Origin of the sequence: Bradyrhizobium sp. CCH5-F6 (assembly GCF_001556045.1) — a bacterium.
Taxonomy (GTDB): Bacteria; Pseudomonadota; Alphaproteobacteria; order Rhizobiales; family Xanthobacteraceae; genus Bradyrhizobium.
The window spans coordinates 239,952-261,946 of the sequence record NZ_LSIC01000121.1; the positions used below are offsets into that span (position 1 = coordinate 239,952).

At 64.1% G+C, this 21,995-nt stretch carries 24 protein-coding genes and 1 tRNA gene; 19 read left to right on the top strand and 6 right to left on the bottom strand.

Annotated features, from left to right (window positions below):
* Positions 1-87: 87 nt before the first annotated feature.
* The 3 genes from AX729_RS22090 (at position 88) to AX729_RS22100 (ending at position 2,387) form a co-directional block, all read left to right on the top strand.
* Positions 88-435 carry a Lin0512 family protein gene (locus AX729_RS22090; protein WP_061026474.1) on the top strand — a complete coding sequence of 116 codons (348 nt, stop codon included), beginning with the start codon at positions 88-90 and terminating at the stop codon, positions 433-435.
* A gap of 4 nt (positions 436-439) precedes the next feature.
* Positions 440-1,132 carry a GNAT family N-acetyltransferase gene (locus AX729_RS22095; protein ID WP_061026475.1) on the top strand — a complete coding sequence of 231 codons (693 nt, stop codon included), beginning with the start codon at positions 440-442 and terminating at the stop codon, positions 1,130-1,132.
* 67 nt (positions 1,133-1,199) lie between these two features.
* Positions 1,200-2,387, top strand: a complete 1,188-nt coding sequence (locus tag AX729_RS22100) for a serine hydrolase domain-containing protein (protein ID WP_156457143.1) — start codon at positions 1,200-1,202, stop codon at positions 2,385-2,387.
* A gap of 102 nt (positions 2,388-2,489) precedes the next feature.
* Here AX729_RS22100 and AX729_RS22105 read toward each other — a convergent pair whose 3' ends face one another.
* The 3 genes from AX729_RS22105 to AX729_RS39840 all read right to left on the bottom strand — a co-directional run bounded on the left by AX729_RS22105 (position 2,490) and on the right by AX729_RS39840 (position 5,531).
* Positions 2,490-3,830 (bottom strand): RtcB family protein, encoded by a 1,341-nt coding sequence (locus AX729_RS22105; RefSeq protein ID WP_061026477.1) that lies wholly within the window; start codon positions 3,828-3,830, stop codon positions 2,490-2,492.
* A gap of 111 nt (positions 3,831-3,941) precedes the next feature.
* Entirely contained in the window at positions 3,942-5,267 is a 1,326-nt protein-coding gene (locus AX729_RS22110; protein ID WP_061026478.1) for a TROVE domain-containing protein, read from the bottom strand.
* Between the two features lie 108 nt (positions 5,268-5,375).
* Positions 5,376-5,531 (bottom strand) — tRNA-Arg (locus tag AX729_RS39840).
* 941 nt (positions 5,532-6,472) lie between these two features.
* Here AX729_RS39840 and AX729_RS22120 point away from each other — a divergent pair.
* From AX729_RS22120 to AX729_RS22130, 4 genes are all read left to right on the top strand, one after another.
* Positions 6,473-7,138, top strand: a complete 666-nt coding sequence (locus AX729_RS22120; RefSeq protein WP_061026510.1) for a DUF429 domain-containing protein — start codon at positions 6,473-6,475, stop codon at positions 7,136-7,138.
* Positions 7,139-7,185: 47 nt separating this feature from the next.
* A complete protein-coding gene (locus tag AX729_RS22125; protein WP_156457144.1) occupies positions 7,186-7,401 on the top strand; it encodes a hypothetical protein in 216 nt (71 codons plus the stop codon).
* 110 nt (positions 7,402-7,511) lie between these two features.
* Entirely contained in the window at positions 7,512-7,658 is a 147-nt protein-coding gene (locus AX729_RS40575; protein ID WP_197433645.1) for a hypothetical protein, read from the top strand.
* 88 nt (positions 7,659-7,746) lie between these two features.
* The gene (locus AX729_RS22130; RefSeq protein WP_061026481.1) at positions 7,747-8,451 is read left to right on the top strand and encodes a glutathione S-transferase family protein; all 705 of its coding nucleotides are present in this window, start codon (positions 7,747-7,749) and stop codon (positions 8,449-8,451) included.
* A gap of 8 nt (positions 8,452-8,459) precedes the next feature.
* Here AX729_RS22130 and AX729_RS22135 read toward each other — a convergent pair whose 3' ends face one another.
* On the bottom strand, positions 8,460-8,831 hold the full coding sequence (locus AX729_RS22135) for a tRNA-binding protein (protein ID WP_061026482.1): 372 nt from the start codon (positions 8,829-8,831) through the stop codon (positions 8,460-8,462).
* A gap of 103 nt (positions 8,832-8,934) precedes the next feature.
* Between AX729_RS22135 and AX729_RS22140 the strand changes: the two genes are divergently transcribed.
* Positions 8,935-9,294, top strand: a complete 360-nt coding sequence (locus tag AX729_RS22140; RefSeq protein WP_061026483.1) for an ArsC family reductase — start codon at positions 8,935-8,937, stop codon at positions 9,292-9,294.
* On the opposite strand, the gene AX729_RS22145 is transcribed toward AX729_RS22140, so the two are convergent.
* On the bottom strand, positions 9,291-9,971 hold the full coding sequence (locus tag AX729_RS22145) for a PAS domain-containing protein (protein ID WP_061026484.1): 681 nt from the start codon (positions 9,969-9,971) through the stop codon (positions 9,291-9,293). The genes AX729_RS22140 and AX729_RS22145 overlap by 4 nt on opposite strands.
* A 309-nt stretch (positions 9,972-10,280) precedes the next feature.
* Here AX729_RS22145 and AX729_RS22150 point away from each other — a divergent pair, with 309 nt between their 5' ends.
* The 7 genes from AX729_RS22150 to AX729_RS22180 all read left to right on the top strand — a co-directional run bounded on the left by AX729_RS22150 (position 10,281) and on the right by AX729_RS22180 (position 16,810).
* Positions 10,281-11,036 carry an ABC transporter ATP-binding protein gene (locus AX729_RS22150; RefSeq protein ID WP_061026485.1) on the top strand — a complete coding sequence of 252 codons (756 nt, stop codon included), beginning with the start codon at positions 10,281-10,283 and terminating at the stop codon, positions 11,034-11,036.
* Positions 11,029-11,775 (top strand): ABC transporter ATP-binding protein, encoded by a 747-nt coding sequence (locus AX729_RS22155; RefSeq protein ID WP_061026486.1) that lies wholly within the window; start codon positions 11,029-11,031, stop codon positions 11,773-11,775. The genes AX729_RS22150 and AX729_RS22155 overlap by 8 nt, the downstream gene beginning before the upstream one ends.
* A gap of 40 nt (positions 11,776-11,815) precedes the next feature.
* The gene (locus AX729_RS22160) at positions 11,816-13,033 is read left to right on the top strand and encodes an ABC transporter substrate-binding protein (protein ID WP_061026487.1); all 1,218 of its coding nucleotides are present in this window, start codon (positions 11,816-11,818) and stop codon (positions 13,031-13,033) included.
* A gap of 67 nt (positions 13,034-13,100) precedes the next feature.
* Positions 13,101-13,964: a branched-chain amino acid ABC transporter permease gene (locus AX729_RS22165; protein ID WP_008551982.1), complete on the top strand. Its 864-nt coding sequence runs from the start codon at positions 13,101-13,103 to the stop codon at positions 13,962-13,964.
* Between the two features lies 1 nt (position 13,965).
* On the top strand, positions 13,966-14,934 hold the full coding sequence (locus AX729_RS22170) for a branched-chain amino acid ABC transporter permease (RefSeq protein ID WP_061026488.1): 969 nt from the start codon (positions 13,966-13,968) through the stop codon (positions 14,932-14,934).
* A 154-nt stretch (positions 14,935-15,088) separates the two neighbouring features.
* The gene (locus AX729_RS22175) at positions 15,089-15,733 is read left to right on the top strand and encodes a DUF47 domain-containing protein (protein WP_061026489.1); all 645 of its coding nucleotides are present in this window, start codon (positions 15,089-15,091) and stop codon (positions 15,731-15,733) included.
* A 69-nt stretch (positions 15,734-15,802) separates the two neighbouring features.
* On the top strand, positions 15,803-16,810 hold the full coding sequence (locus tag AX729_RS22180; protein ID WP_061026490.1) for an inorganic phosphate transporter: 1,008 nt from the start codon (positions 15,803-15,805) through the stop codon (positions 16,808-16,810).
* Here the strand turns inward: AX729_RS22180 and sugE are convergent.
* Positions 16,803-17,117, bottom strand: coding sequence for a quaternary ammonium compound efflux SMR transporter SugE (sugE, locus tag AX729_RS22185; protein WP_061026491.1), 315 nt, complete (start codon positions 17,115-17,117; stop codon positions 16,803-16,805). The two genes, AX729_RS22180 and sugE, sit on opposite strands and share 8 nt — an antisense overlap.
* 159 nt (positions 17,118-17,276) lie before the next feature.
* Between sugE and AX729_RS22190 the strand changes: the two genes are divergently transcribed.
* The 4 genes from AX729_RS22190 to AX729_RS22205 form a co-directional block, all read left to right on the top strand.
* Positions 17,277-18,899 carry a peptide chain release factor 3 gene (locus tag AX729_RS22190; RefSeq protein WP_061026492.1) on the top strand — a complete coding sequence of 541 codons (1,623 nt, stop codon included), beginning with the start codon at positions 17,277-17,279 and terminating at the stop codon, positions 18,897-18,899.
* A gap of 146 nt (positions 18,900-19,045) precedes the next feature.
* Positions 19,046-19,621: a UCP034077 family protein gene (locus AX729_RS22195; RefSeq protein WP_061026493.1), complete on the top strand. Its 576-nt coding sequence runs from the start codon at positions 19,046-19,048 to the stop codon at positions 19,619-19,621.
* Positions 19,622-19,758: 137 nt separating this feature from the next.
* Positions 19,759-20,343: an NnrU family protein gene (locus AX729_RS22200; RefSeq protein WP_061026494.1), complete on the top strand. Its 585-nt coding sequence runs from the start codon at positions 19,759-19,761 to the stop codon at positions 20,341-20,343.
* A gap of 73 nt (positions 20,344-20,416) precedes the next feature.
* Positions 20,417-21,995, top strand: a 1,579-nt coding sequence (locus tag AX729_RS22205) for a class I adenylate-forming enzyme family protein (protein ID WP_061026511.1), incomplete at its 3' end; no start/stop codon positions are given.

Below are 21,995 nucleotides of genomic sequence, written 5' to 3' on the forward strand. Positions count from 1 at the left end.
ACGTCCAGCCTGGATGAGAGCCGCACTTGTGTTGAGGTCGCCGATCGCCGACACTCCCAATCACTCAACCAATCACAGGACCATGAAATGACCCGCGTTCGTTGTGTCACCGAGATGGGCATGGGCGTCGACGTCCACGGCAGGGACGCCACCAAGGCGGCCAAGCGCGCCGTGTCGGATGCCATCAGGCATTCGAGCCTCGGCTTCTTCCGGATGATCGGCAAGACCGCGAACGACATGTTCGTGGACGTCACGATCGCCGTGCCCAATCCCGAAGCCGTCGACAAGGACGCGGTTGCCAAGGAGCTGCCTTACGGCACGGTGACCGTCAACGCGGTCAAGGGCGGGCTGGAGATTCCCTCGGCCCCGGAACAGGGCAACGATCCGATCCTGATCGCCAACGCCGCCGTCATCGTCAGCTTCGAGAAGGACTGAGCCGGTGTCGGGCGGTGATTTGGCGCTGCTGGATTGGCCGATCTGGAGCGCGCTGACGACCACCCAGAAGCATCTCGCGGAAGGCGGCCCTCGGGCGCTGCGCTATCCCGCGGACATGACGCCGTTTGCCGACATGGCCGACATGTCCGCGGCAGGTTTTGCTGCATTGGGTGATCTGATGCCGGGTTCGGAGGTTGCCGTGCTGTTCACGCCGGAACTGGTCGACGTTCCCGACGGCTTCAAGGTTGTGCTCGCCGATACCGGCGAGCAGATGATCGGCTCGCCCGCCGACAGCCCGCTGCGCGACGCAGAGATCGTCACCCTGGGTGCCGCCGACGTTCCCGCGATGATGGCGCTGACTGCGCTGACGAAGCCCGGACCCTTCGCGGCGCGCACGCACGAACTCGGCACGTTCCTCGGCATCCGCGCCGGAGGCGAACTGGTGGCCATGACGGGCGAGCGGATGAAGCCGGGTCATTTCACCGAGATGACCGCGGTCTGCGTGCATCCCGAATACCGGGGCCGCGGCTATGCGCAGGCGCTGCTGGCGGCGGTCGCGCGCCAGATCGAGGCGCGCGACGAAATTCCGTTCCTGCACGTATTTTCCAACAATGCATCAGCAATCGCCCTGTACCAGCGGCAGGGCATGCGGGTCCGGCGCCGCCTCCATGTCACCGCGCTGATGAAGCAGGAATAGCCGCCGCGCGGGCTTCATATTTGGCGAGTTCGCGCTATATCCGTCCCAACCATAATTGGGGAAACACATGGACGCCAGGACACCTGATTTTTCCGCCGCGCGGACGTCAATGCAGCGCTACGTCGATCAGGAGATCATCCCCGGGGCATCCTGGGCGGTGCTGCGGGGCCGTGACGTCGTCGACCAGCAATGCGTCGGCTTTGCCGACCGCGAGGCCGGCACCGCACTTGCGCCCGATCACATCTTCCGCGCCTTTTCCAACACCAAGATCTTCGTCACCTGCGCGATCATGCTGCTGGTCGAGCAGGGCCGCATCGGGCTCGATGATCCCGTCGAGCAATTCCTGCCGCAGCTCGGCAATCGCAAGGTGCTCAAGCAGGGTGCGACGAACTTGGCGGAGGTAGAGCCCGCACAAAGCCAGATCACGATCCGTCAGTTGCTCACCCACACCGCCGGTCTCAGCTACGGAATATTCGATCCCGGCACGGTGCTGTTCAAGGGCTACAACGAGGCGCGCGTGCTCAATCCGCTGACGCCGCTCGTCGACATGATCGACCGGCTCGCCGATCTGCCGCTGTCCTATCACCCTGGTACGGCCTGGGAATATTCCGTGGCGACGGACGTGCTCGGCCGGGTCGTGGAGGTCGTCTCCGGTCAGGCGCTCGATGTCTTTCTGAAGTTGCGCATCTTCGATCCGCTCGGCATGACCGATACGGGCTTCCACGTTCCGGAGGCGCAACAAGGCAGGCTGGTCGCGCTCTACAATGGCGCGGACGTGCTCGATCCCATGAAGCCCGGCCTGACCCGGGCCGACCATCTGCCTTATCCGCAAGCCTATCGGCGGCAGTTGCCGCGGCTGTCGGGCGGTGGCGGGCTGGTCTCGACCTTGCCCGACATGCTGGCGCTGGTGCGCGCGCTGCTGCCCGGGTCGGACGCGCTGCTGAAGCCCGAGACGCTGCGGCAGATGATGACGAACCAGCTGCCTGCAGGCCAGACCATCCGCTTCGCCACTCTCGGGCCCATTCCCGGCAAGGGCTTTGGTCTCGGCGGCGCCGTCACCTTCGCGCCTACGCCGTTCGATCCCCCGAACTCGACTGGTGAATTCCAGTGGGGCGGTCTTGCCGGCACGCATTGGTGGATCTGCCCTGAGGCCAATACCGCCGGCGTGCTGATGACCCAGCGCTACATGGGCTTCTGGAACCCGTTCTTCTTCGAGTTCAAACGTCTGGCCTACCAGGCGGTGGGCGCGAACTGACCATCAGCTGGGTGCCGGTTCGTCGGTGCAGGCACAAGGCAAAGCCGACAACGCAAGCTGGCGAGCGGGAGGATGGCTCCTCCCGCTCGCCGGCTTTCTCGTTCAGTCCTTCCACGGATCGAACTCGCCTTCGCCGGCCATGGCGACGGCGAACGGCCGCAGCGTGTGCAGGACCCGCACGGTGCCGGCGTGCTGGGCAAGCACGTCCGGCAGGCGGCGATAGGCCATCGGACTTTCGTCGAGGTCGGCACCGATCAAGGTGACGCCGCGCTCGTTCAGCCACTGGTCCATCTCCGCGCGCGAGAAGCGCCGCTTCGCCTCCCGTCGTCCGAACAGGCGGCCGGCGCCGTGGACGGTCGAGTACAGCGAAGCCTTGGCTTCCGGGCTGTCGACGCCTTCGAGAATGACGGCGTCGTCGCCCATCGAGCCGCCGACGAATCCCTTCTGGCCGGGAAACGCCGGCGTCGCGCCCTTGCGCACCACCCACAGATCCTTGCCGTCGTGGGTCTCACGCCAGGCATAATTGTGGTGGTTGTGCACGCTCTCGGTCACGCTGCCGCCGATGATCTGGCGGACGCGCTCGACGACCCATTCGCGGCCCGCATAGGCGTAACGCCCGGCGAGCTGCATCGCCGCGATGTAGCGGCGGCCGAGCTCGGAATCCTCGTCGACCACGGCTGGCGGGACGTTCATGCCGTCCTTGCCGCCGGCGGCCTTGAGGTAGCGCGTCGCAGAGGTGTGTCCGAGACCGCGGCTTCCGAAGTGGACGCCGATCCAGACGAAGCCTTCCTCGTCGCGCATGAGGTCGACATAGTGATTGCCCGATCCGACCGTGCCGAGCTGGCTCGCCGCCTTGTTGCGGTAGGACTCCATGTCGCTCTCGCGCCAGGCATCGCCGTCGTCGAACAGCGCATGCTCCGCCCGTTCGGCATTGGCACGTCCCACGCCGAACGAGATCGTCTTGGCGACGTCGCGGATGATCGTGGGCACGAGACCCGCGATGTCGTCGAAGCGCGTGTCGAGCCGGGCCGCCATGTTGCCGCAGCCGATGTCGAAGCCGACGCCGGAGATGCTGATCTGCTTCTCATAGGCGATGACGCCGCCGACCGGCTGCGCATAGCCGAGATGGCCGTCTGCGCAGATCACGCCGGACGCGACATTGCCGACCGCCATGCAGTTGCGCATCTGCGCGATCGTCGCGTCCTCGTGCGGGCCGAACACCTTCAGCGGCGCATTCTGGAAGCGGGCGTCCTGCATTCGGAACTCGGCGATCGAGCTCGCGGTTGCATTGGCCTCGCGGGCCAGATGCTCCTTGCGCGCGGCGTCCTTGTACAGGCACCAGGCCGGCTGGCCGCGTCCTTCGCCGACGCGCGAGTCGGGATCGACGCCGGCGGCGAGGCAGAGCTCGCGGGCGCGTTCCATGTAGGGATCGGGTCGTCGCATGGTCGTGGGTCCTTGTCATTCCACCCGCACCTTAACCGGGGCGGCGGGTCATTTCAGAGATTTTGAAAGGCCCCGGGCGCGTCTTGCGTCCGGGGCCGCTGTCGTTGCGCGTCAGTGCAACGCCGTCTCCGACGCCGCGATCCACGCGACCACAGCTTCAGAGAAGCCGTTGACGCGGGTCCAGGCGCCGTGGCCGACACCGTGCTGATACGAGGCCACGTTCACGATGGTGCCGCGCGCCCTGGGCTCTGGCACCTGGTCGTGGCTCTGCTCGTCGGTGAAGACGATCAGGCGATCGCCCTTGCGGTCGATCTCCGTCCCGGCCTTGCCGAGATACGTCCCGCCGTGGGGCTGCGAGTTGATGATCGCGTCCCTGAGCGCGAAGCCGCGGCGGGGCGGGACCTTCACGACCTCATTCGAGAAGGTGAAGATCTCGACCTCGTCGCAGATCTCGCGGGCGAGGATGGCAAGACCACACGCCGCCTCCGCGCGCGTCATTTCCGACTGCGCGGAGAGGGTTGCGAACATCGAGCCCGAGACGTCGATCAGGAGCCGTGTCCGGCCCGGAAGCCGCACATGGTCCTTGACCGACTTGAGCATCGCAGCCTCGAGCTCGGGCTCGAAGTCCGGCGCATAGCGCGCCGCCGTGATGAAGCGGTAGGGAAGGATACGATCCGTCCGCATCGCCTCGATCGCGCCTACGATGGTCTCGCGCGGGACCTGCGCAGTCTGCATCAGCCGCAGATTGCGCAGCAGCGCCAGGCCGCCGAGCTTTCGCTCGGCGATCAGCCGCTCGAAGGTCTCGCGCTTGCTCTTGCCGGCCGAGAGCGAAACCTCCCAGGTGTCGGGGGAAGCAAGCTCGCCATCGACGAGCTGCTTCCACACCTTGGCCTGTTCGGCATCCCTGGGCTTGGCGTGCACCAGGAACAGAACGTCCCTGATCCGCACCGCGCCGTCGCGGTCCCACTTGGCGAGCTGGTAGGCGTCGAACTTGGTCAGCGCGCGGGCAAGGCCCTTCTTGACCTGCGCCGACACCGGCTGACGCTTGCGCTGCTGCTGAGGGCCCAGCGCATCCGCCCAGTAGATCGCGAGCAGCTCCGTCATCTCGTCGGGCCGCTGGATCACCCGGGCAAGCGTGTCGGCCACGAGGGCGCGGTGCTTCTCGCTGCGCGCCATCTCGCGGATGACAAGCAGCGGCGCGTGCCGCAGCTTCATCACCTCGCGCGCCTCGATCGCAAGCTGCGCGACCCTGGCGGGCGCGACCTTGGGCACGAGCGCCTTGATGCGGTCGGCGATCGCGACGCCGTCCTCATAAAACTGGTCCTCCCACAGGAGGCAGTTCATCAGCGCGCGCTTCAGCTCCATCTCGGGCGTGAAGCGCACGGCGCGTGCGCCCTCCCGCGTGAAGGCGCGAGCGATCTTGTTGAGCCTGACCATGACGGCCTCCTCTTGGGTTGATGGGGACGTGGAAACGGTGCCGGGGAACAAGCGAGGCTGTACTGCCCTTGCGGGCAAGTCACATGCTCTACCGCTGAGCTACGGACGTTCGTCCGGAAGGAGTCGAACCTTCGACATTGCGATCCGAAGTAACAGCGCTCTTCACCACCGGCGGTGGCTAAGGGACACGATCCGGGAACTGGCGATTGCTGTACCCGACGAGCCGAAGCTTGCCGGAAAGCGCTCTGGCCACTGAGCTACCGGTGCATGGTACACCGGGCGGGATTCGAACCCGCGACCTCTCGCGTGATAGGCGAAGTAACAGAAATCTTCACCACGGATCGTGATGGGGTTGGCGGGGAACGGGCGATGCTGTTGCTGCCCTTGCGGGCGAACCGCCTTTCGGCGCGCAGGAGTCGAACCTGCTCGGCGCTTTCGCGCCTTTACCATGAAGTAACAGACACCTTCACCACCGCCAGGCCGATGCTTTCACACCGGCCGTTGAGGGGTAGGCTGGGGAACGGGCGATATCGGCTTCAGTGACGACAACACAGGACCGTCCTTGCGGATGGACCTGCGCCGGGCCGCGTGCGTACCTTTTCCGAGGCCGCATCCCGGTGCGTGTGTCAAAGGCGGGAGGCATACCCGCTTTGCCGTGTGGAGAAGTATCCGATATCTTCACCACCAGCGTCGGTTGAGCCGCGATGACAGCAGCAAACCGAGTCACAAAAATTCTATCGCGGCGCTGTCGACGCGCCGCATGTTGCGAACCATCAGGGTTCGCTCTGCCATCGGTGTCCGGCTCCTCGCCTCGTTCCCTCCGGCAGGCCCCGCGCGCTTGGGCACGCGCCTCTCCAGCGCGAGCCCCGAGATCCGGGTCTCTCGTTCCGGCGATTGCCGGGATGTTCGACTGGGCCGCGCGGCGGTCAACAAAAAACCCTCCGGAGCGGCAGGCTCGGGAGGGTCCGTGAGAAGCGGACTATCGATCTTGCGGTCAGGCAAGATCGCTCCCATGAGCCGGGCATGCGACATCGAATAGCTCTGAGCTATTCGGTATGCGGGCAATTCTTTCGTAGCGGTACGGCATCGCTCGGTTCATGGTGTCTGTCGCGAACGGAAGTGTTCGCGAGGTCGCGGGAAATACGCCTGCAACTTGCGGATGTCAAGCGAAGGCACGTATGAAATTTATGGGGTCAGCGAACGACGTGCCAACCTATCTCGGTCTCGACGGATTTCGCTTCGGCTGGGTCGCTGCCTGGATCGATGAGCGTGGCGATCATGGCTTTGATTACTCGCCGGGCCTGGCGCGTCTGCTCGGGCTGCCGCATGCGCGTGCGATGATCGACATGCCGATCGGTTTGAATCCGAGCGGCTACCGCGCGTGCGATCTGCGTGCACGCGAGCTGATCGGCCCTGCCGTGTTTCTCGGCGCGCGCCGCGATCTCTGGACGTTCCCGGACATGGCCGCCGCCAATCGCTACTACTGGGAGCACGAAGGCAGGGGCAGGGGCGTATCGGCGCAGCTCTGGAATATCAGAGACAAGCTCGAGGAGGTCGACGATTTCATGACGCCGGCGCGACAGGCGACGGCGCGGGAAGCTCATCCGGAATTGATCTTCTGGAATCTCGCGGGCCGGGTCCGGCTTGAACCGAAGACGTCGCTGCGGGGCCGCGAGCAACGTATTGCCCTGCTGAGAGACCGGGGCTTCACCAGGATCGAACGATGGCTGACGCTTCGTCACGGCACCGGCATCGGCCGCGACGATCTCATCGATGCCTGCGCCTGTGCGACAGCGGCGCGCGACAGCACGCAGCGCGTCGGTGGGGATGAGCTCGATCCGCGCGGGCTGCGGATGGAAATCAACTATTGAGTTTCCTCCTCGCGGTACCCTCCGTCGCCCGAGCGGCTGCGACGAGCATGGCTCTGCTCACGATCCTCGGCATCGTCGTCGAGTCTTGCGGCTCTCTTCTCGTACGCCTCGGCCATCGACTGCAAGCGATGCGCGGCTTCAGCATGTGCGAGATCGCCGGCGACGCGGCGACAGCGTTCAGCATGTTCGAGCAAGGCGCGTTTCTCGATGTTCATTCGGAGACAACGCTGTGGAACGACCATCGGTCCCTGTGGGCTGGTTGAAACGGCGGCTTCGTTTCGGCTTGGGAAAAAGTAGCAATATTTTCGCGTGCGCCCAGGAACATGGCGCATCAGCCGACGTTTAGGCAAAGGACTGCTGAGGGACAAACGCCATGTACGACGTGTGCCAATTGGCGACCGGGATGCTCGCGATCGCCTTTACGGCCCTGCTGCTGATCACGGGCGAGCGGTTCATCGAGTATCGACTGCAGCATGAAGCAAGGACCCCGATCATGGCGATAACAACGCTGCCGCCATGAGCACAGGTCGCCGGGACGAAGTGGACTTGCGCCGCACGGCGCCTCGCCTAGATTGAGCACGCCTCAGTCCGTGCAACAAAAGGTCCCGATGTCCGATCTTTCAGCTTTTCCCATCACCAAGCGCTGGCCGGCGAAACACCCCGATCTGCTTCAGCTCTATTCCCTGCCGACGCCGAACGGCGTCAAGGTCTCGATCATGCTTGAGGAGATCGGATTGCCTTACGAAGTTCACCTCGTGGACTTCGGCAAGGACGATCAGAAGACGCCGGAATTCCTCTCGCTCAATCCGAATGGCAAGATCCCGGCGATCCTCGATCCCAATGGTCCCGGAGGCCGGCCGCTACCGCTGTTCGAGTCCGGTGCGATCCTGCAGTACCTCGCCGAGAAGACCGGCAAGCTCTTGCCGCGGGATGCTTCGCGCCGCTACCAGACGCTCCAGTGGCTGCACTTTCAGATGGGTGGTGTCGGGCCGATGTTCGGGCAGGTCGGCTTCTTCCATAAGTTCGCCGGCAAGGATTTCGAGGACAAGCGGCCGCTGGAGCGCTACGTCAACGAGTCCAGGCGCCTGCTCGGCGTGATGGAGGCGCATCTTTCCGGCCGGCAATGGTTCATGGATGACGACTACACCATCGCCGACATTTCGATGCTCGGCTGGGTGCGCAATCTCATCGGATTCTACGGCGCCGGCGATCTCGTTGAGTTCGGTCAGTTCGCGGCGGTCGGTGCCTGGCTCGAACGCGGGCTGGCGCGTCCGGCGGTGCAACGCGGGCTGAACATTCCTGAGCGGTCGTAGGCTGTTTCCTAAAACAGCCGTCCGCCGTTCGGCACGGGCTTGCTCGGCTGCACCAGCACGACCTTGCCGGCGGCGTCGGGAAAGCCGAGCGTCAACACCTCGGAGACAACAGGGCCGATCTGGCGCGGCGGGAAATTGACGACGGCAGCGACCTGCTGCCCGACCAGCGTGTCGAGCGGGTGATGCTCGGTGATCTGGGCCGAACTCTTGCGGACGCCGATCGTGGGGCCGAAATCGATCCACAGCCGAAAGGCCGGCTTGCGCGCTTCGGGAAACGGCTTGGCGTCGACGATGGTGCCGACGCGGATGTCGACCGCGAGGAAGGCATTGAAGTCGATGGTCGGCGAGGCGGCGGCCGCGGGATCGTGGGTGACGTGCATGGTCGTTCCGTCCGGAGGGTGGCGTTGTCGCCGATATTGTCGCGCGAACCGGAGTTTCGTACAACGCCGCACCCACTGGCATCAGGCATGCGCGAGGAACGTCTTGCCCAACATCATCTACGGCATCAAGAACTGCGACACCATGAAGAAGGCGCGCGCCTGGCTCGATGCCCATGACGTGCCTTACGCGTTTCACGACTACAAGGCGGCGGGCGTCGAGAAAGACAAGCTCAAGCAGTGGAGCGACAAGGTCGGGTGGGAGACGCTGCTCAATCGCGCCGGCACGACCTTCAAGAAGCTCCCCGAGGCCGAAAAGGAAGGCCTTTCCGAGAAGAAGGCGCTGGCCCTGATGCTAGCGCAACCATCGATGATCAAGCGGCCGGTGCTGGAGGTTGGCGGCAAGCTGCTGGTCGGCTTCAAGCCGGAGACCTATGCCAAGGAAGTCGGGGCCAAGTCCCGCTAGTTCAGCTCGATGATCTCGGTGGCGACGCTCGGGCCGGAGGGATCGGCGAGCTCGACCACGTCGGCCGCCGCGATACGGCCGGGCGCGCGATGAAACAGCTCGCGATCGATCACGGTGCGCAGTCTCGGGCGCGGCAGCGCGTCATTTCCGCGCATCAGATTCTTGATCTCGAAGCCGCCGTCCTCGCAGAACGTCTTGATCGACGCGATGATGTGGCTGACCTTTAGGTCGGTCATGAACGGCAGCAGCAGCCGTTCGTAGGCGACGATGCGGCCGCTCATGTCCTCGACTTCGGCCACGCTGTAGACGGGCAGCGCGCGTGCCAGGCATTCGTGATAGATCGGCATCACGAACGGGGCTAGCCGCGGCCCGACATAATCATCGAGCAGGACACCCTTGCCGGTATGTCCATAGGCACGCGAGATGCGCGTGCCTTCGCTTTGGATGGTGAGGCGCGGCGTCGGCGTCGAGAATTCCACCGTGTAGTAGATGAGATCGGACAGCTCTTCCTCGAGCCGCGCAGGCTGGTACTCCCAGATTGCCGGTGCGACCTCATGGCGCGCATAGAGCCGCAGCCACGTATTCAGGAGATCACGCTGCCTGATCGACTTGACGACGGAAGGCGCGGCGCTTGCGAAATCCAAAACAATATTCCCCACGTAGAAACCCCCGCGCATGATCCGGCTCGCAGGAAAATTTTCTATGAAGGCTGGCGCACCGAACGAAAGACCGTTAACGACGGCTTGATGGCCGGTGCCTTGCGAACCGGGAGGCCGGGCAGGCACGACATCAAAACGCGTCCGACGAAGGGAGCATTTGTATCCCAGCCGGAGGCCTGACCTGCTCAGCTTTCCGCCTTGCCTAACCCCCGTCACCTCCGGCATATTCCGCGCCCGGAGGCGGCGTCCAGGGTGGGCTCCAAGGCCTCCGGACAGCCGAAGCAACAAGGACAGCCACGCGCCTTGCGCGGGCAGGGGGAAATCTGTTTGGCCGATGAGTTCATTCTCGAAACGGAAGGCTTGACCAAGGAGTTCGCGGGCTTCTTCGCCGTCCGCGACGTTGCGCTCAAGGTTCGCCGTGGGAGCATTCACGCGTTGATCGGCCCGAACGGGGCCGGCAAGACGACCTGCTTCAATCTTCTGACCAAGTTCCTGAAACCGTCAGCCGGAAAGATCCTGTACAGGGGACAGGACATCACGGCGATGGCGCCGGCGGACGTCGCCCGCATGGGCCTTGTGCGCTCCTTCCAGATTTCGGCGGTGTTTCCGCATCTCACCGCGCTGGAGAACGTCCGCGTGGCGCTTCAGCGCCAGCACGGCTCTTCGTTCGACTTCTGGCGCTCCAAGTCCGTGCTCAACCGCTTCAACGATCGCGCCCGCGAGCTGCTCAATGACGTCGGCCTCAGCGAGTTTGCGAACACGCCCGCGGTCGAGATGCCCTATGGGCGCAAGCGTGCACTTGAGATCGCAACCACGCTCGCACTCGACCCGGAGATGATGCTGCTCGACGAGCCGATGGCCGGAATGGGCCACGAGGACATCGACAAGATCGCGGCGCTGATCAAGCGCATCTCGGCGAAATACACCATCCTGATGGTCGAGCATAATCTGAGCGTGGTGGCCAATCTCTCCGACATCATCACCGTGCTGACGCGCGGGCAGGTGCTCGCGCAGGGCCATTACTCCGAGCTCACCAAGGACGAGCGCGTCAAGGAAGCCTATCTGGGAGCCGGTCATGCCTGACACTGCGATCGCCGAGGCTCCGGCCATGGCCGCGACCGGCGGAAACATCCTTCAAGTCCGCAACCTCGAAGCATGGTACGGCGAGTCCCACATCCTGCACGGGATCAACTTCGACGTGAATGCCGGCGAGGTCGTCACCTTGCTCGGGCGCAACGGCGCCGGCAAGACCACCACGCTGAAGTCGATCATGGGCATCATCGGCAAGCGTACCGGCTCCGTGAAGTTCAACAATCAGGAGATCATCCGCGCGACCTCCGACAGGATCGCGCGCATGGGCATAGCCTTCTGCCCGGAGGAGCGGGGCATATTCGCCAGTCTCGACGTGCGCGAGAACCTGATGCTGCCGCCGGTGGTCCGCGAAGGCGGACTGCCGCTCGATCAGATCTTCGAGCTGTTTCCGAACCTGAAGGAGCGGCTCAACAGCCAGGGCACCAAGCTGTCGGGCGGCGAGCAGCAGATGCTCGCGATCGCGCGTATCCTGCGCACCGGCGCGAGCTTCCTGATGCTGGACGAGCCGACCGAGGGCCTTGCTCCGGTCATCATCCAGCAGATCGGCCACACCATTGCGCGGCTCAAGAAGGAAGGCTTCACGATCCTGCTGGTCGAGCAGAACTTCCGCTTCGCATCGACCGTCGCCGACCGGTATTACGTGGTCGAGCACGGCAAGATCATCGACGGGTTCTCCAATTCGGAGCTTGCCGCCAACATGGACAAGCTCCACACCTATCTCGGTGTCTAACGCCTCGACGCATTCAATAGTGGATTTCCCGGAGGGAATTATGAAACAGCGTTTTTCTGCACTTCTTCTCGGCATGGCGTTGGGATTCGTCGCGAGCGGCGCGTCGGCACAGGACAAGACCGTCAAGGTCGGCGTGCTGACCGATAATTCCGGTCTCTATTCCGACCTCGGTGGTGCGGGCTCCACGCTGGCCGCTCAGATGGCGATCGAGGATTCCGGACTTGCCGCGAAGGGCTGGAAGATCGACTTGGTCTCCGCCGACCATCAGAACAAGCCCGATATCGCCACCACCATCGCGCGCCAATGGATCGACGTCGACAAGGTCGATATCTTCATGGACGTGCTGAACTCCGGTGTCGCGCTCGCGGTCAACAATGTCGTCAAGGAGAAGAATTCGATCCTGATCGACACGGGTGCGGCGACCTCGGATCTGACGAACGCCCAGTGTTCGCCGAACACGATCCATTGGGTCTATGACACCTACATGCTGGCCAACAGCACCGGTCAGGCGCTGGTGAAGGCCGGCGGCGATACCTGGTACTTCCTCACGGCCGACTACGCGTTCGGCGCGGCGCTGGAGCGCGACACCACGGCGGTGGTGCAAAAGGCGGGCGGCAAGGTGCTCGGCAGCGTCAAGCACCCGCTCAATTCCTCGGACTTCTCCTCGTTCCTTTTGCAGGCGCAGGCATCGAAGGCGAAGATTGTCGGCCTTGCGAATGCCGGCGGCGATACCACCAATTCGATCAAGCAGGCCGCCGAGTTCGGCATCGTTGCCGGCGGACAGAAGCTTGCCGGACTGCTCTTGTTCATCACCGACGTTCATTCGCTCGGCCTCAACGTGGCGCAAGGGCTCAATTTCACCGAGACCTTCTACTGGGATCTCAACGACGGAACGCGTGCCTTCGCCAAGCGCTTCTCCGAGCGGATGAAGAACAAGGCGATGCCTTCGATGGTGCAGGCCGGTGTCTATTCGGGACTGATCCATTACTTCAAGGCGCTGGAGGCGATGGGCGGCAATCCGCATGACGGCGCCAAGGCGGTCGAGAAGATGAAGTCGATGCCGACCGACGATCCGCTGTTCGGTCAGGGCAGTATCCGGGTCGATGGCCGCAAGATTCACCCGGCCTACCTGTTCGAGGTCAAGAAGCCCTCGGAGTCGAAGGGGCCGTGGGACTATTACAAGCTGGTGGGCACCGTCCCCGCGGACCAGGCGTTCCGGCCGCTCTCCGAGAGCGCCTGTCCGCTGGTGAAGAAGTAACTCTCGTGGCCCGCCGCGCGGTCGTGCCGCAGGCGGGCTTTCATTCTGGTGGCGGAAGCTAATCTCGATGCAGGCTCTATACGCTCAACTACTGGTGGGACTGATCAACGGCTCGTTCTACGCGCTGCTCAGTCTCGGGCTTGCCGTGATCTTCGGCATGCTCAACATCATCAACTTCGCCCATGGCGCGCTCTACATGATGGGCGCCTTCGTCGCCTACTTCCTGTTGAACCTCGGCGGCATCAATTACTGGTGGGCGCTGTTGCTGGCGCCGATCATCGTCGGCATCTTCGGCATGATCCTGGAACGGACCATGCTGCAATGGCTGACCGGGCTCGATCACCTCTATGGCCTGCTCCTGACCTTCGGCATCGCGCTGATCGTGCAGGGCGTGTTCCAGAACTATTTCGGCTCCTCCGGCCTGCCTTACGCCATTCCGGATCAGCTCAAGGGCGGCATGAATCTCGGATTCATGTTCCTGCCGATTTATCGCGGCTGGGTCGTCGTGTTTTCCCTCGTCGTATGCTTGGCGACCTGGTTCCTGATCGAGAAGACGCAACTCGGCGCCTATCTGCGCGCCGCCACCGAAAATCCGACACTGGTGCGCGCCTTCGGCATCAACGTGCCGCGCATGATCACGCTGACCTACGGTCTCGGCGTCGGCCTTGCCGCGCTCGCCGGCGTGCTCTCGGCGCCGATCAACCAGGTGCGGCCGCTGATGGGCGCCGACCTCATCATCGTGGTGTTCGCGGTGGTCGTGATCGGCGGCATGGGTTCGATCATGGGCTCCATCATCACCGGCTTTGCGCTCGGTGTGATCGAGGGCCTGACTAAATATTTCTACCCCGAGGCCTCCAACACCGTCGTGTTCGTGCTGATGGTGCTGGTCCTCCTGGTGAAGCCAACGGGACTGACGGGAAGGGCGGCCTGAGATGACAACCCTGACGGACGATACGCTGCCAGCAACCCCGCGCGCGATGCGCGACGAGATGATCGTGTTCGTGATCATGGCGCTGGTGCTGGCATCGGTGCCATTCACCGGCGTCTACCCCTTCTTCGTGATGCAGGCGCTGTGCTTTGCGCTGCTGGCCTGCGCCTTCAACCTGCTGATCGGCTATGGCGGATTGCTTTCCTTCGGACACGCGATGTTCCTGGGAACTGCGGGCTATTGCAGCGCGCATGCGCTGAAGGTGTGGGCGCTGCCGCCCGAGCTCGGCATCCTCGTCGGCATCGTCGCGGCGTTCGCGCTGTCGATCATCACCGGCTACATCTCGATCCGCCGCCAGGGCATCTATTTCTCGATGATCACGCTGGCGCTGTCGCAGCTGCTGTACTTCATCTATCTCCAGGCGCCGTTCACCCATGGCGAAGACGGCATCCAGGGCATCCCGCAGGGACGCATGTTCGGGGTGCTCGATCTCTCCAAGCCGACGGTATTGTATTATGTCGTGCTGGTTGGCTTCCTCGCCGGCTTCCTCCTGATCTTCCGCATCATCAACTCGCCATTCGGCGAAGTCCTGAAGGCGATCCGCGAGAACGAGCCGCGGGCGATCTCGCTTGGCTACCGCACCGACCAGTACAAGTTCCTGGCCTTCGTGCTGTCCGGCACGCTGGCCGGCTTTGCCGGCGCGCTGAAAGTGTTCGTGGCGCAGAACGCCTCGCTCACCGACGTCCACTGGACGATGTCGGGCGAGGTCGTGCTGATGACCCTGGTCGGCGGTCTCGGAACCATTTTCGGTCCCGTGGTCGGCGCCTTCGCTATCATCGCCATGCAGCAATATCTGGCTGGTTTCGGCCAGTGGGTGACGGTGATCCAGGGCGCGATCTTCGTGGTCTGCGTGCTCACCTTCCGCCGCGGCGTCATCGGCGAAATCGCGCATTACTTCCGACGATCGCTCTAACCGACTGATTTAAAAGCGGTTTGCGAACCGCTTGAAAGCGGTGGATGACCCGGCTCCGCGAGCGTGAGATGACACGCGCGCGGATGAAAAATGGTCTATGACAGTTTTGTGACGCCCTTCGGGCCTGACCATTTCCAACCGGTAGCCTATCCCCATGATGCGATGGTTTCGTGCGTTCCTTCCAAAGGAAGAGCGGTTCTTTGAGCTGTTCGACCGGCATGCCCAGACGGTGATCCAGGGGGCGATCGCGCTCCAGGGCATGCTCAATGGAGGCGAGGAGACGCCGGTCTATTGCCAGCGCGTCAACCAGTTCGAGAACGACGCCGACAATATCACCCGTGAGGTGCTGACCGCGGTCCGCCGCACCTTCATCACCCCGTTCGACCGCGGCGACATCAAGAACCTGATCACGTCGCTGGACGATGCCATCGATCAGATGCAGCAGACCGCCAAGGCCGTGATGCTGTTCGAGGTCCGCACCTTCGAGCCTCCCATGCGCGAGATCGGCGGGCTGCTGATCGAATGCGCCAATCTGGTCGGGCGTGCGCTGCCGCTGATGCAATCGATTGGCCCGAACGTCGCCATGCTGACCGCCATCACCGAAGAGCTCGGCAAGCTGGAGGGGCGGGTCGACGATCTCCACGACATCGGCATGAAGGAGCTGTTCCTGAAGCATCGCGAGGGCAATGCGATGGACTTCATCGTCGGCGTCGAGATCTACGACCACCTGGAAAAGGTGGCCGATCGCTTCGACGACGTCGCGAACGAGATCAACAGCATCGTCATCGAGCAGGTGTAACGCATGATCCGGAAAAGTGTCCTGCGGTTTTCCGCTCAGATCATGCCCAAAGTGTAAGGCAGGGCCGCCGTGGATGCAGCGTTGGGTCTTCCCATCCTGGTCGGCTTGATCGCCGTCGCGCTGCTGTTCGACTTCCTGAACGGCCTGCACGACGCCGCCAATTCGATCGCGACCATCGTCTCGACCCGCGTGTTGCGGCCGCAATACGCGGTGTTCTGGGCCGCGTTCTTCAATTTCATCGCGTTCATGGTCTTCGGCCTGCACGTCGCCCAGACCATCGGCACCGGCATCATCGATCCCTCGATCGTCGATGCCCAGGTGATCTTCGCTGCGCTGGTCGGGGCCATCGTCTGGAACCTCGTGACCTGGGCGCTCGGCATCCCGTCCTCGTCGTCGCATGCGCTGATCGGAGGGCTCGTCGGCGGCGGCATGGCGAAGGCGGGGATCTCGGCCGCGGTGTGGAGCGGCCTGTCCAAGACGGTGCTGGCGATCGTGCTGTCGCCGCTGGTCGGCTTCCTGCTCGCCATGATGCTGGTTGCGATCGTGTCGTGGGCCTCGGTGCGCTCGACACCGTTCGCGGTGGATCGCGCCTTCCGCGTCCTCCAGTTCGCCTCCGCATCGCTCTATTCGCTCGGTCATGGCGGCAACGACGCACAAAAGACCATGGGCATCATCGCGGTGCTGCTCTATTCGCAAGGCCATCTCGGCAGCGACTTCTCGGTGCCGTTCTGGGTGGTGCTGTCCTGCCAGGCGGCGATGGCGCTGGGCACGCTGATGGGCGGCTGGCGCATCGTCCGCACCATGGGCCTGCGCATCACGAAATTGACTCCGATGCAGGGTTTTTGCGCCGAAACCGGCGGGGCCGCCACCCTGTTCATGGCGACCTTCCTCGGCGTTCCCGTTTCGACCACCCATACCATCACCGGCGCGATCGTCGGCGTCGGCGCCGCCCGTCGCGTCTCGGCGGTGCGCTGGAACGTCGCCAGCTCCATCGTCTATGCCTGGGTGATCACGATCCCGGCCTCGGCCATCGTGGCGGCGCTGACCTGGTGGATTGTCCAGATCTTCGTCAGGTAACGAACTTCAATCCGGCGATCCCGGCGACGATCAGGCCGATGCTGGCGAGGCGGAATGCCGTGGCGGGCTCGCCGAACAGGATGATGCCGAGCGTCGCGGTCCCGACCGCGCCGATGCCGGTCCAGACCGCGTAGGCGGTTCCGACGGGAAGCGACTTGAGCGCGAGTCCGAGCAGGATGACGCTGCCGGCCATCGCCACCAGCGTGATCACGGATGGAACAAGCCTGCTGAAACCCTCGGTGTATTTCAGGCCGATCGCCCAGGTGATCTCGAGAAGGCCCGCGACGAACAGAATGCTCCAGGCCATGACGACCCTCCATACCAAGGCAGGGTCGTCCCCGCGGCTGACAGGCTGAGAAATGGGAAGGTCGTCCTTCCCGAAAGTCGATATGGGGCTGGCCGGAAGCCTCCGCAATCACCAAATGAGGCTTGATAAGGCCCGTTTTCCCTGCCACACGCTCCCGCCATGTCCGACATCGCCACCACCACAGCCGAATCGCCGGCCCGATCCCCGCTTGCCGCTGAAGTGGCGCGGCGGCGGACCTTCGCGATCATCTCCCACCCCGACGCCGGCAAGACCACGCTGACCGAGAAGCTGCTGCTGTTCGGCGGCGCCATCAACCTGGCCGGCCAGGTCAAGGCCAAGGGCGAGCGGCGCAACACGCGCTCGGACTGGATGAAGATCGAGCGCGAGCGCGGCATCTCGGTCGTGACCTCGGTCATGACCTTCGAGTTCGAAGGCCTCGTCTTCAACCTGCTGGATACGCCGGGCCACGAGGACTTCTCGGAAGACACCTATCGCACGCTGACGGCGGTCGATTCCGCCGTCATGGTGATCGACGCCGCCAAGGGCATCGAGGCGCGCACCCGAAAGCTGTTCGAGGTTTGCCGCCTGCGGGACATTCCGATCATCACCTTCATCAACAAGATGGACCGCGAAAGCCGGGACGTCTTCGAACTGCTCGACGAGATCGAGAAGACGCTGGCGCTCGACACCACGCCCATGACCTGGCCGGTCGGCCGCGGCCGCGACTTCCTCGGCACCTATGATGTCGTCAATGGCGGCGTGCGCCTGCTCGAAGGCGGCGGCGCCAAGACCGGCGCGGCGCAGCAGATCGAGATCGAAGAGCTCGCCAAGCTCAACGCCAATCTCGACGTCTCTGCCGTGAAGGACGAGCTGGAGCTCGTCACCGCGGCGTCGAAGCCGTTCGAGCTCGAAGCGTTCCGCGAAGGCCACCTCACGCCGGTCTATTTCGGCAGCGCGCTGCGCAATTTCGGCGTCGGCGACCTCCTGGAAGGCCTCGGCAAGTTCGCGCCCGAGCCGCGCGCGCAGGACAGCGACCAGCGCAAGGTGGAGGCTACCGATCCGCGCATGAGCGCCTTCGTGTTCAAGATCCAGGCCAACATGGATCCGAACCACCGCGACCGCATCGCTTTCGCACGTCTGTGCTCGGGCAAGCTCAGCCGCGGCATGAAGGCCAAGCTGGTGCGCACCGGCAAGAGCCTGCCGCTGTCGAGCCCGCAATTCTTCTTCGCGCAGGACCGTTCGGTCGCGGACGAAGCCTTCGCAGGCGACGTCGTCGGCATTCCCAATCACGGCACGCTGCGCATCGGCGACACTTTGACCGAGGGCGAGGATTTCAACTTCGTCGGCGTGCCGAGCTTCGCGCCGGAAATCGTCCGCCGCGTCCGTCTCACCGACGCGATGAAGGCGAAGAAGCTGAAGGAAGCGCTTCAGCAGATGTCGGAAGAGGGCGTGGTGCAGGTGTTCCGCCCGCGCGACGGTGCGCCGGCGCTGGTCGGCGTGGTCGGTGCGCTCCAGCTCGACGTGCTGAAGGCCCGGCTCGAGGCCGAATATTCGCTGCCGGTCGAATTCGAGGTCAGCGAGTTCCAGCTCGCGCGCTGGGTCTCCTCGGAAGACAGGAAGAAACTCGACGCCTTCATCGCCGCCAACACCTCCAGCATCGCCGACGACGTCGATGGCGATCCCGTGTATCTCGCCCGGAACGAGTTCTATCTCGGCTACACCAGGGAACGCGCCGAGGGCATCGAGTTCACCAACGTCAAGGACGTCAAGAAGAAGGGGTAGGGTGCGCTTCTGTGCGCCACTGTGCGGCCACCCCTCCGCCGTCATGCGACGACACCGGAGTTGAACGCGAGCATGTGAAGGCGCACGGGCTTGACCCGCTCGTCGACGACGCCACGTTCTCCCACGTGGCATTGTGAGCTCACTCCATGTGGCGCGGCATCCTGATCCTTGTCCTGCTGGCGGTATCGGCCGCCGCCGACGCGCGGCCCCGGCAGATCAATCCGATTCCGTTTTCGCACGAGCCGTGCAGCGTGCTCGACGGCAGGCCCTGCACGCCGTCCTATTGCAGCCCGCTCGAGCCCGGTCCCTGCATTCCCGAGATCGATTATCCCTACGGCCAGAACCTCCAGCTCACGATCGAGAGCGTGCCTGCAGAGTCCGACCGCGCCAAATACCGCAAGCCCGATCACGATCTCGATACGATCGGCGACCTGTTCGCAGAGCTGCGCAGCTGCTGGTCGCCGCCATCGGACAATGCCCGCGCGGGCATGCAGATGTCGGTGCGGTTCAGCCTCAACCGCTCGGGCGGCCTGATCGGGCCGCCGCGCATGACATTTGCGACCGCGGGCGTCCCGGCTGATACGCGAGCGTCATATCTGAACGCGATCAATTCGTCGCTGAAGGCCTGCCTGCCGCTGAAGTTCACCAGCGGCCTTGGCGGCGCGCTGGCTGGCCGACCGATCGCGGTCCGCTATGTCGACAATCGGCAGTTCTCCAATTAGCCGTGAGGACTCCTCCATCACCTCATGGTGAGGAGCGCGTTCTTCGCGCGCTCCTCACCCATGAGGGGGAAGAGTTGCGAGCGGCGGCCAATCGATGATACCTCAGAAGCGGGGCGCTCGCCGAAGGGGAGGATGTCGTGGGTCTGCTGATCATGATATTGGGGCTGGTGCTGTTCTTTGCGGCCCATGTTTTCACGACGAAGCGCGAGGCTCGCGCGCAGGCGATCGCAAGGCTCGGCGAGGGGACCTACAAGATCCTCTATTCGCTCGTCTCGCTCGCCGGTCTGGCACTGATCATCTGGGGCTTTGCCAACTATCGCGCCACCGGCTGGATCGACGTCTGGTATCCGCCGAAAGCGATGAAGCACATCGCGCTCGCCTTGATGCTGCCCGCCGTCATCCTGGTGGTGGCGTCATATTTGCGCGGTCGCATCTATGCGACGCTGAAGCATCCGATGCTGGCCGGCATCAAGCTGTGGGCCGCCGCGCATCTGCTCGCCAACGGCGATCTCGGCTCGATCATCCTGTTCGGTTCGTTCCTGGCCTGGGCGGTGTATGACCGCATTTCGCTCAAGCATCGGACCGACGCCGGCGCGCCGCCGATTCCGGTCGGCGGCGTCAGCAACGATCTGATTGCGGTGGCCGTGGGCTTGGTCGCTTATCTGGCGCTGGCATTCGCGTTCCATCCGGTCGTGATCGGTGTTCCCGTCATCGGCGTCTAGCCGATCAGCACAAGACAGGATCTGCTCGATCATGCGCGGAAGGTAGCAAGAGCAACAAAGCCGAGGCACGCCGATGGACTGGTCGCGATCGCAACTTCCGCCAATGCGGTACGAGGCGCGCTTCGGCGATCGAATCGTGCCAGCATTCGCGGACCGGCCCGAGAGCCTGTGGGCGATGATCGCGGACGCCCGCGCCCGCAACGCCGACGGCGAAGCGCTGATCGCAGGCCATGTGCGCCTGAGCTGGCAGCAGGCCGTCGACCAGGCCGCACGGATTGCAGCGGGATTTCGCAGGCTCGGATTGCAGCGCGGCGATCGTGTCGCGATCCTGCTCGGTAACCGCATCGAATTTCCATTGCTGCTGTTCGCCGCCGCGCATGAGGGCCTCGTGACGGTGTTGCTCGGCACGCGGCAGCAGAAGCCGGAAATCGCCTATGTGCTGGCCGATTGCGGTGCAAAGATTCTGATCCACGAAGCCGCGCTCGCCGAGCGGCTGCCTGATGCGCAGGATGTGCCGGATGTGATCCACCGTGTTGCCGTCGACGATGATCCGGCTCTGTCGCGGTTCACTCTGCTCGCCGACAACCCGCCGGCGGAGGCGCCGGCCGAGACGAGCGAGGACGACACCGCGATGATCCTCTACACCTCGGGCACCACCGGCAAGCCGAAGGGCGCGATGCTGGCCCATTGCAACATCGTCCACTCCTCGATGGTCTTCGTCTCCTGTCTGCAATTGACGGAGGCTGACCGTTCGATCGCGGCCGTGCCGCTGGGCCATGTCACCGGCGTCGTCGCCAACATCACGACCATGATCCGCTGTGGCGGCGCGCTGATCATCATGCCGGAGTTCAAGGCCGCCGATTATCTCAAGCTCGCCGCGCGCGAGCGCGTCACCTACACGGTGATGGTGCCGGCGATGTACAATCTCTGCCTGCTCCAGAGCGATTTCGACAGCTACGATCTGTCGAGCTGGCGCATCGGCGGCTTCGGCGGCGCGCCGATGCCGGTCGCGACGATCGAGAAGCTCAAGGCGAAGATTCCCGGCCTGAAGCTGATGAACTGCTACGGCGCCACCGAGACGACGTCGCCCTCGACGATCATGCCGGGCGAGTTGACCGAGCGCCATATCGACAGCGTCGGCCTGCCGTGCCCGGGCGCGCACATCGTCGCGATGGGGGCGGACGGGCGCGAGCTGCCTCGCGGCGAGATCGGCGAACTCTGGATCCAGAGTGCTTCCGTCATCAAGGGTTATTGGAACAACGCGAAGGCCACGGCCGAGAGCTTCACCGGCGGTTTCTGGCACTCCGGCGACCTCGGCTCGGTCGATGCCGAAGGCTTCGTCCGCGTGTTCGATCGGCAGAAGGACATGATCAATCGTGGCGGGTTGAAGATCTATTCGGCCGAGGTCGAATCCGTGCTGGCCGGCCATCCCGCCGTGGTCGAGAGCGCGATCATCGCCAAGGCTTGCCCCGTGCTGGGCGAACGCGTCCACGCGGTGGTGGTGACGCGCACGCCGGTCTCCGGCGAGGCCTTGCGCGCCTGGTGCGCCGAAAGGCTGTCGGACTACAAGGTGCCCGAAACCATGGCGATCACCGCCGAGCCGCTGCCGCGCAACGCCAACGGCAAGGTGCTGAAGCGGCAGCTGCGGGAGC

Coding starts and splice junctions, on each gene's coding strand:
- AX729_RS22090 (WP_061026474.1), top strand. CDS start 88: ATGACCCGCGTTCGTTGTGTCACCGAGATGGGCATGGGCGTCGACGTC.
- AX729_RS22100 (WP_156457143.1), top strand. CDS start 1,200: ATGGACGCCAGGACACCTGATTTTTCCGCCGCGCGGACGTCAATGCAG.
- AX729_RS22105 (WP_061026477.1), bottom strand. CDS start 3,830: ATGCGACGACCCGATCCCTACATGGAACGCGCCCGCGAGCTCTGCCTC.
- AX729_RS22110 (WP_061026478.1), bottom strand. CDS start 5,267: ATGGTCAGGCTCAACAAGATCGCTCGCGCCTTCACGCGGGAGGGCGCA.
- AX729_RS22125 (WP_156457144.1), top strand. CDS start 7,186: ATGGCTCTGCTCACGATCCTCGGCATCGTCGTCGAGTCTTGCGGCTCT.
- AX729_RS40575 (WP_197433645.1), top strand. CDS start 7,512: ATGTACGACGTGTGCCAATTGGCGACCGGGATGCTCGCGATCGCCTTT.
- AX729_RS22130 (WP_061026481.1), top strand. CDS start 7,747: ATGTCCGATCTTTCAGCTTTTCCCATCACCAAGCGCTGGCCGGCGAAA.
- AX729_RS22135 (WP_061026482.1), bottom strand. CDS start 8,831: ATGCACGTCACCCACGATCCCGCGGCCGCCGCCTCGCCGACCATCGAC.
- AX729_RS22145 (WP_061026484.1), bottom strand. CDS start 9,971: ATGCGCGGGGGTTTCTACGTGGGGAATATTGTTTTGGATTTCGCAAGC.
- AX729_RS22155 (WP_061026486.1), top strand. CDS start 11,029: ATGCCTGACACTGCGATCGCCGAGGCTCCGGCCATGGCCGCGACCGGC.
- AX729_RS22160 (WP_061026487.1), top strand. CDS start 11,816: ATGAAACAGCGTTTTTCTGCACTTCTTCTCGGCATGGCGTTGGGATTC.
- AX729_RS22165 (WP_008551982.1), top strand. CDS start 13,101: ATGCAGGCTCTATACGCTCAACTACTGGTGGGACTGATCAACGGCTCG.
- AX729_RS22170 (WP_061026488.1), top strand. CDS start 13,966: ATGACAACCCTGACGGACGATACGCTGCCAGCAACCCCGCGCGCGATG.
- AX729_RS22175 (WP_061026489.1), top strand. CDS start 15,089: ATGATGCGATGGTTTCGTGCGTTCCTTCCAAAGGAAGAGCGGTTCTTT.
- sugE (WP_061026491.1), bottom strand. CDS start 17,117: ATGGCCTGGAGCATTCTGTTCGTCGCGGGCCTTCTCGAGATCACCTGG.
- AX729_RS22190 (WP_061026492.1), top strand. CDS start 17,277: ATGTCCGACATCGCCACCACCACAGCCGAATCGCCGGCCCGATCCCCG.
- AX729_RS22195 (WP_061026493.1), top strand. CDS start 19,046: ATGTGGCGCGGCATCCTGATCCTTGTCCTGCTGGCGGTATCGGCCGCC.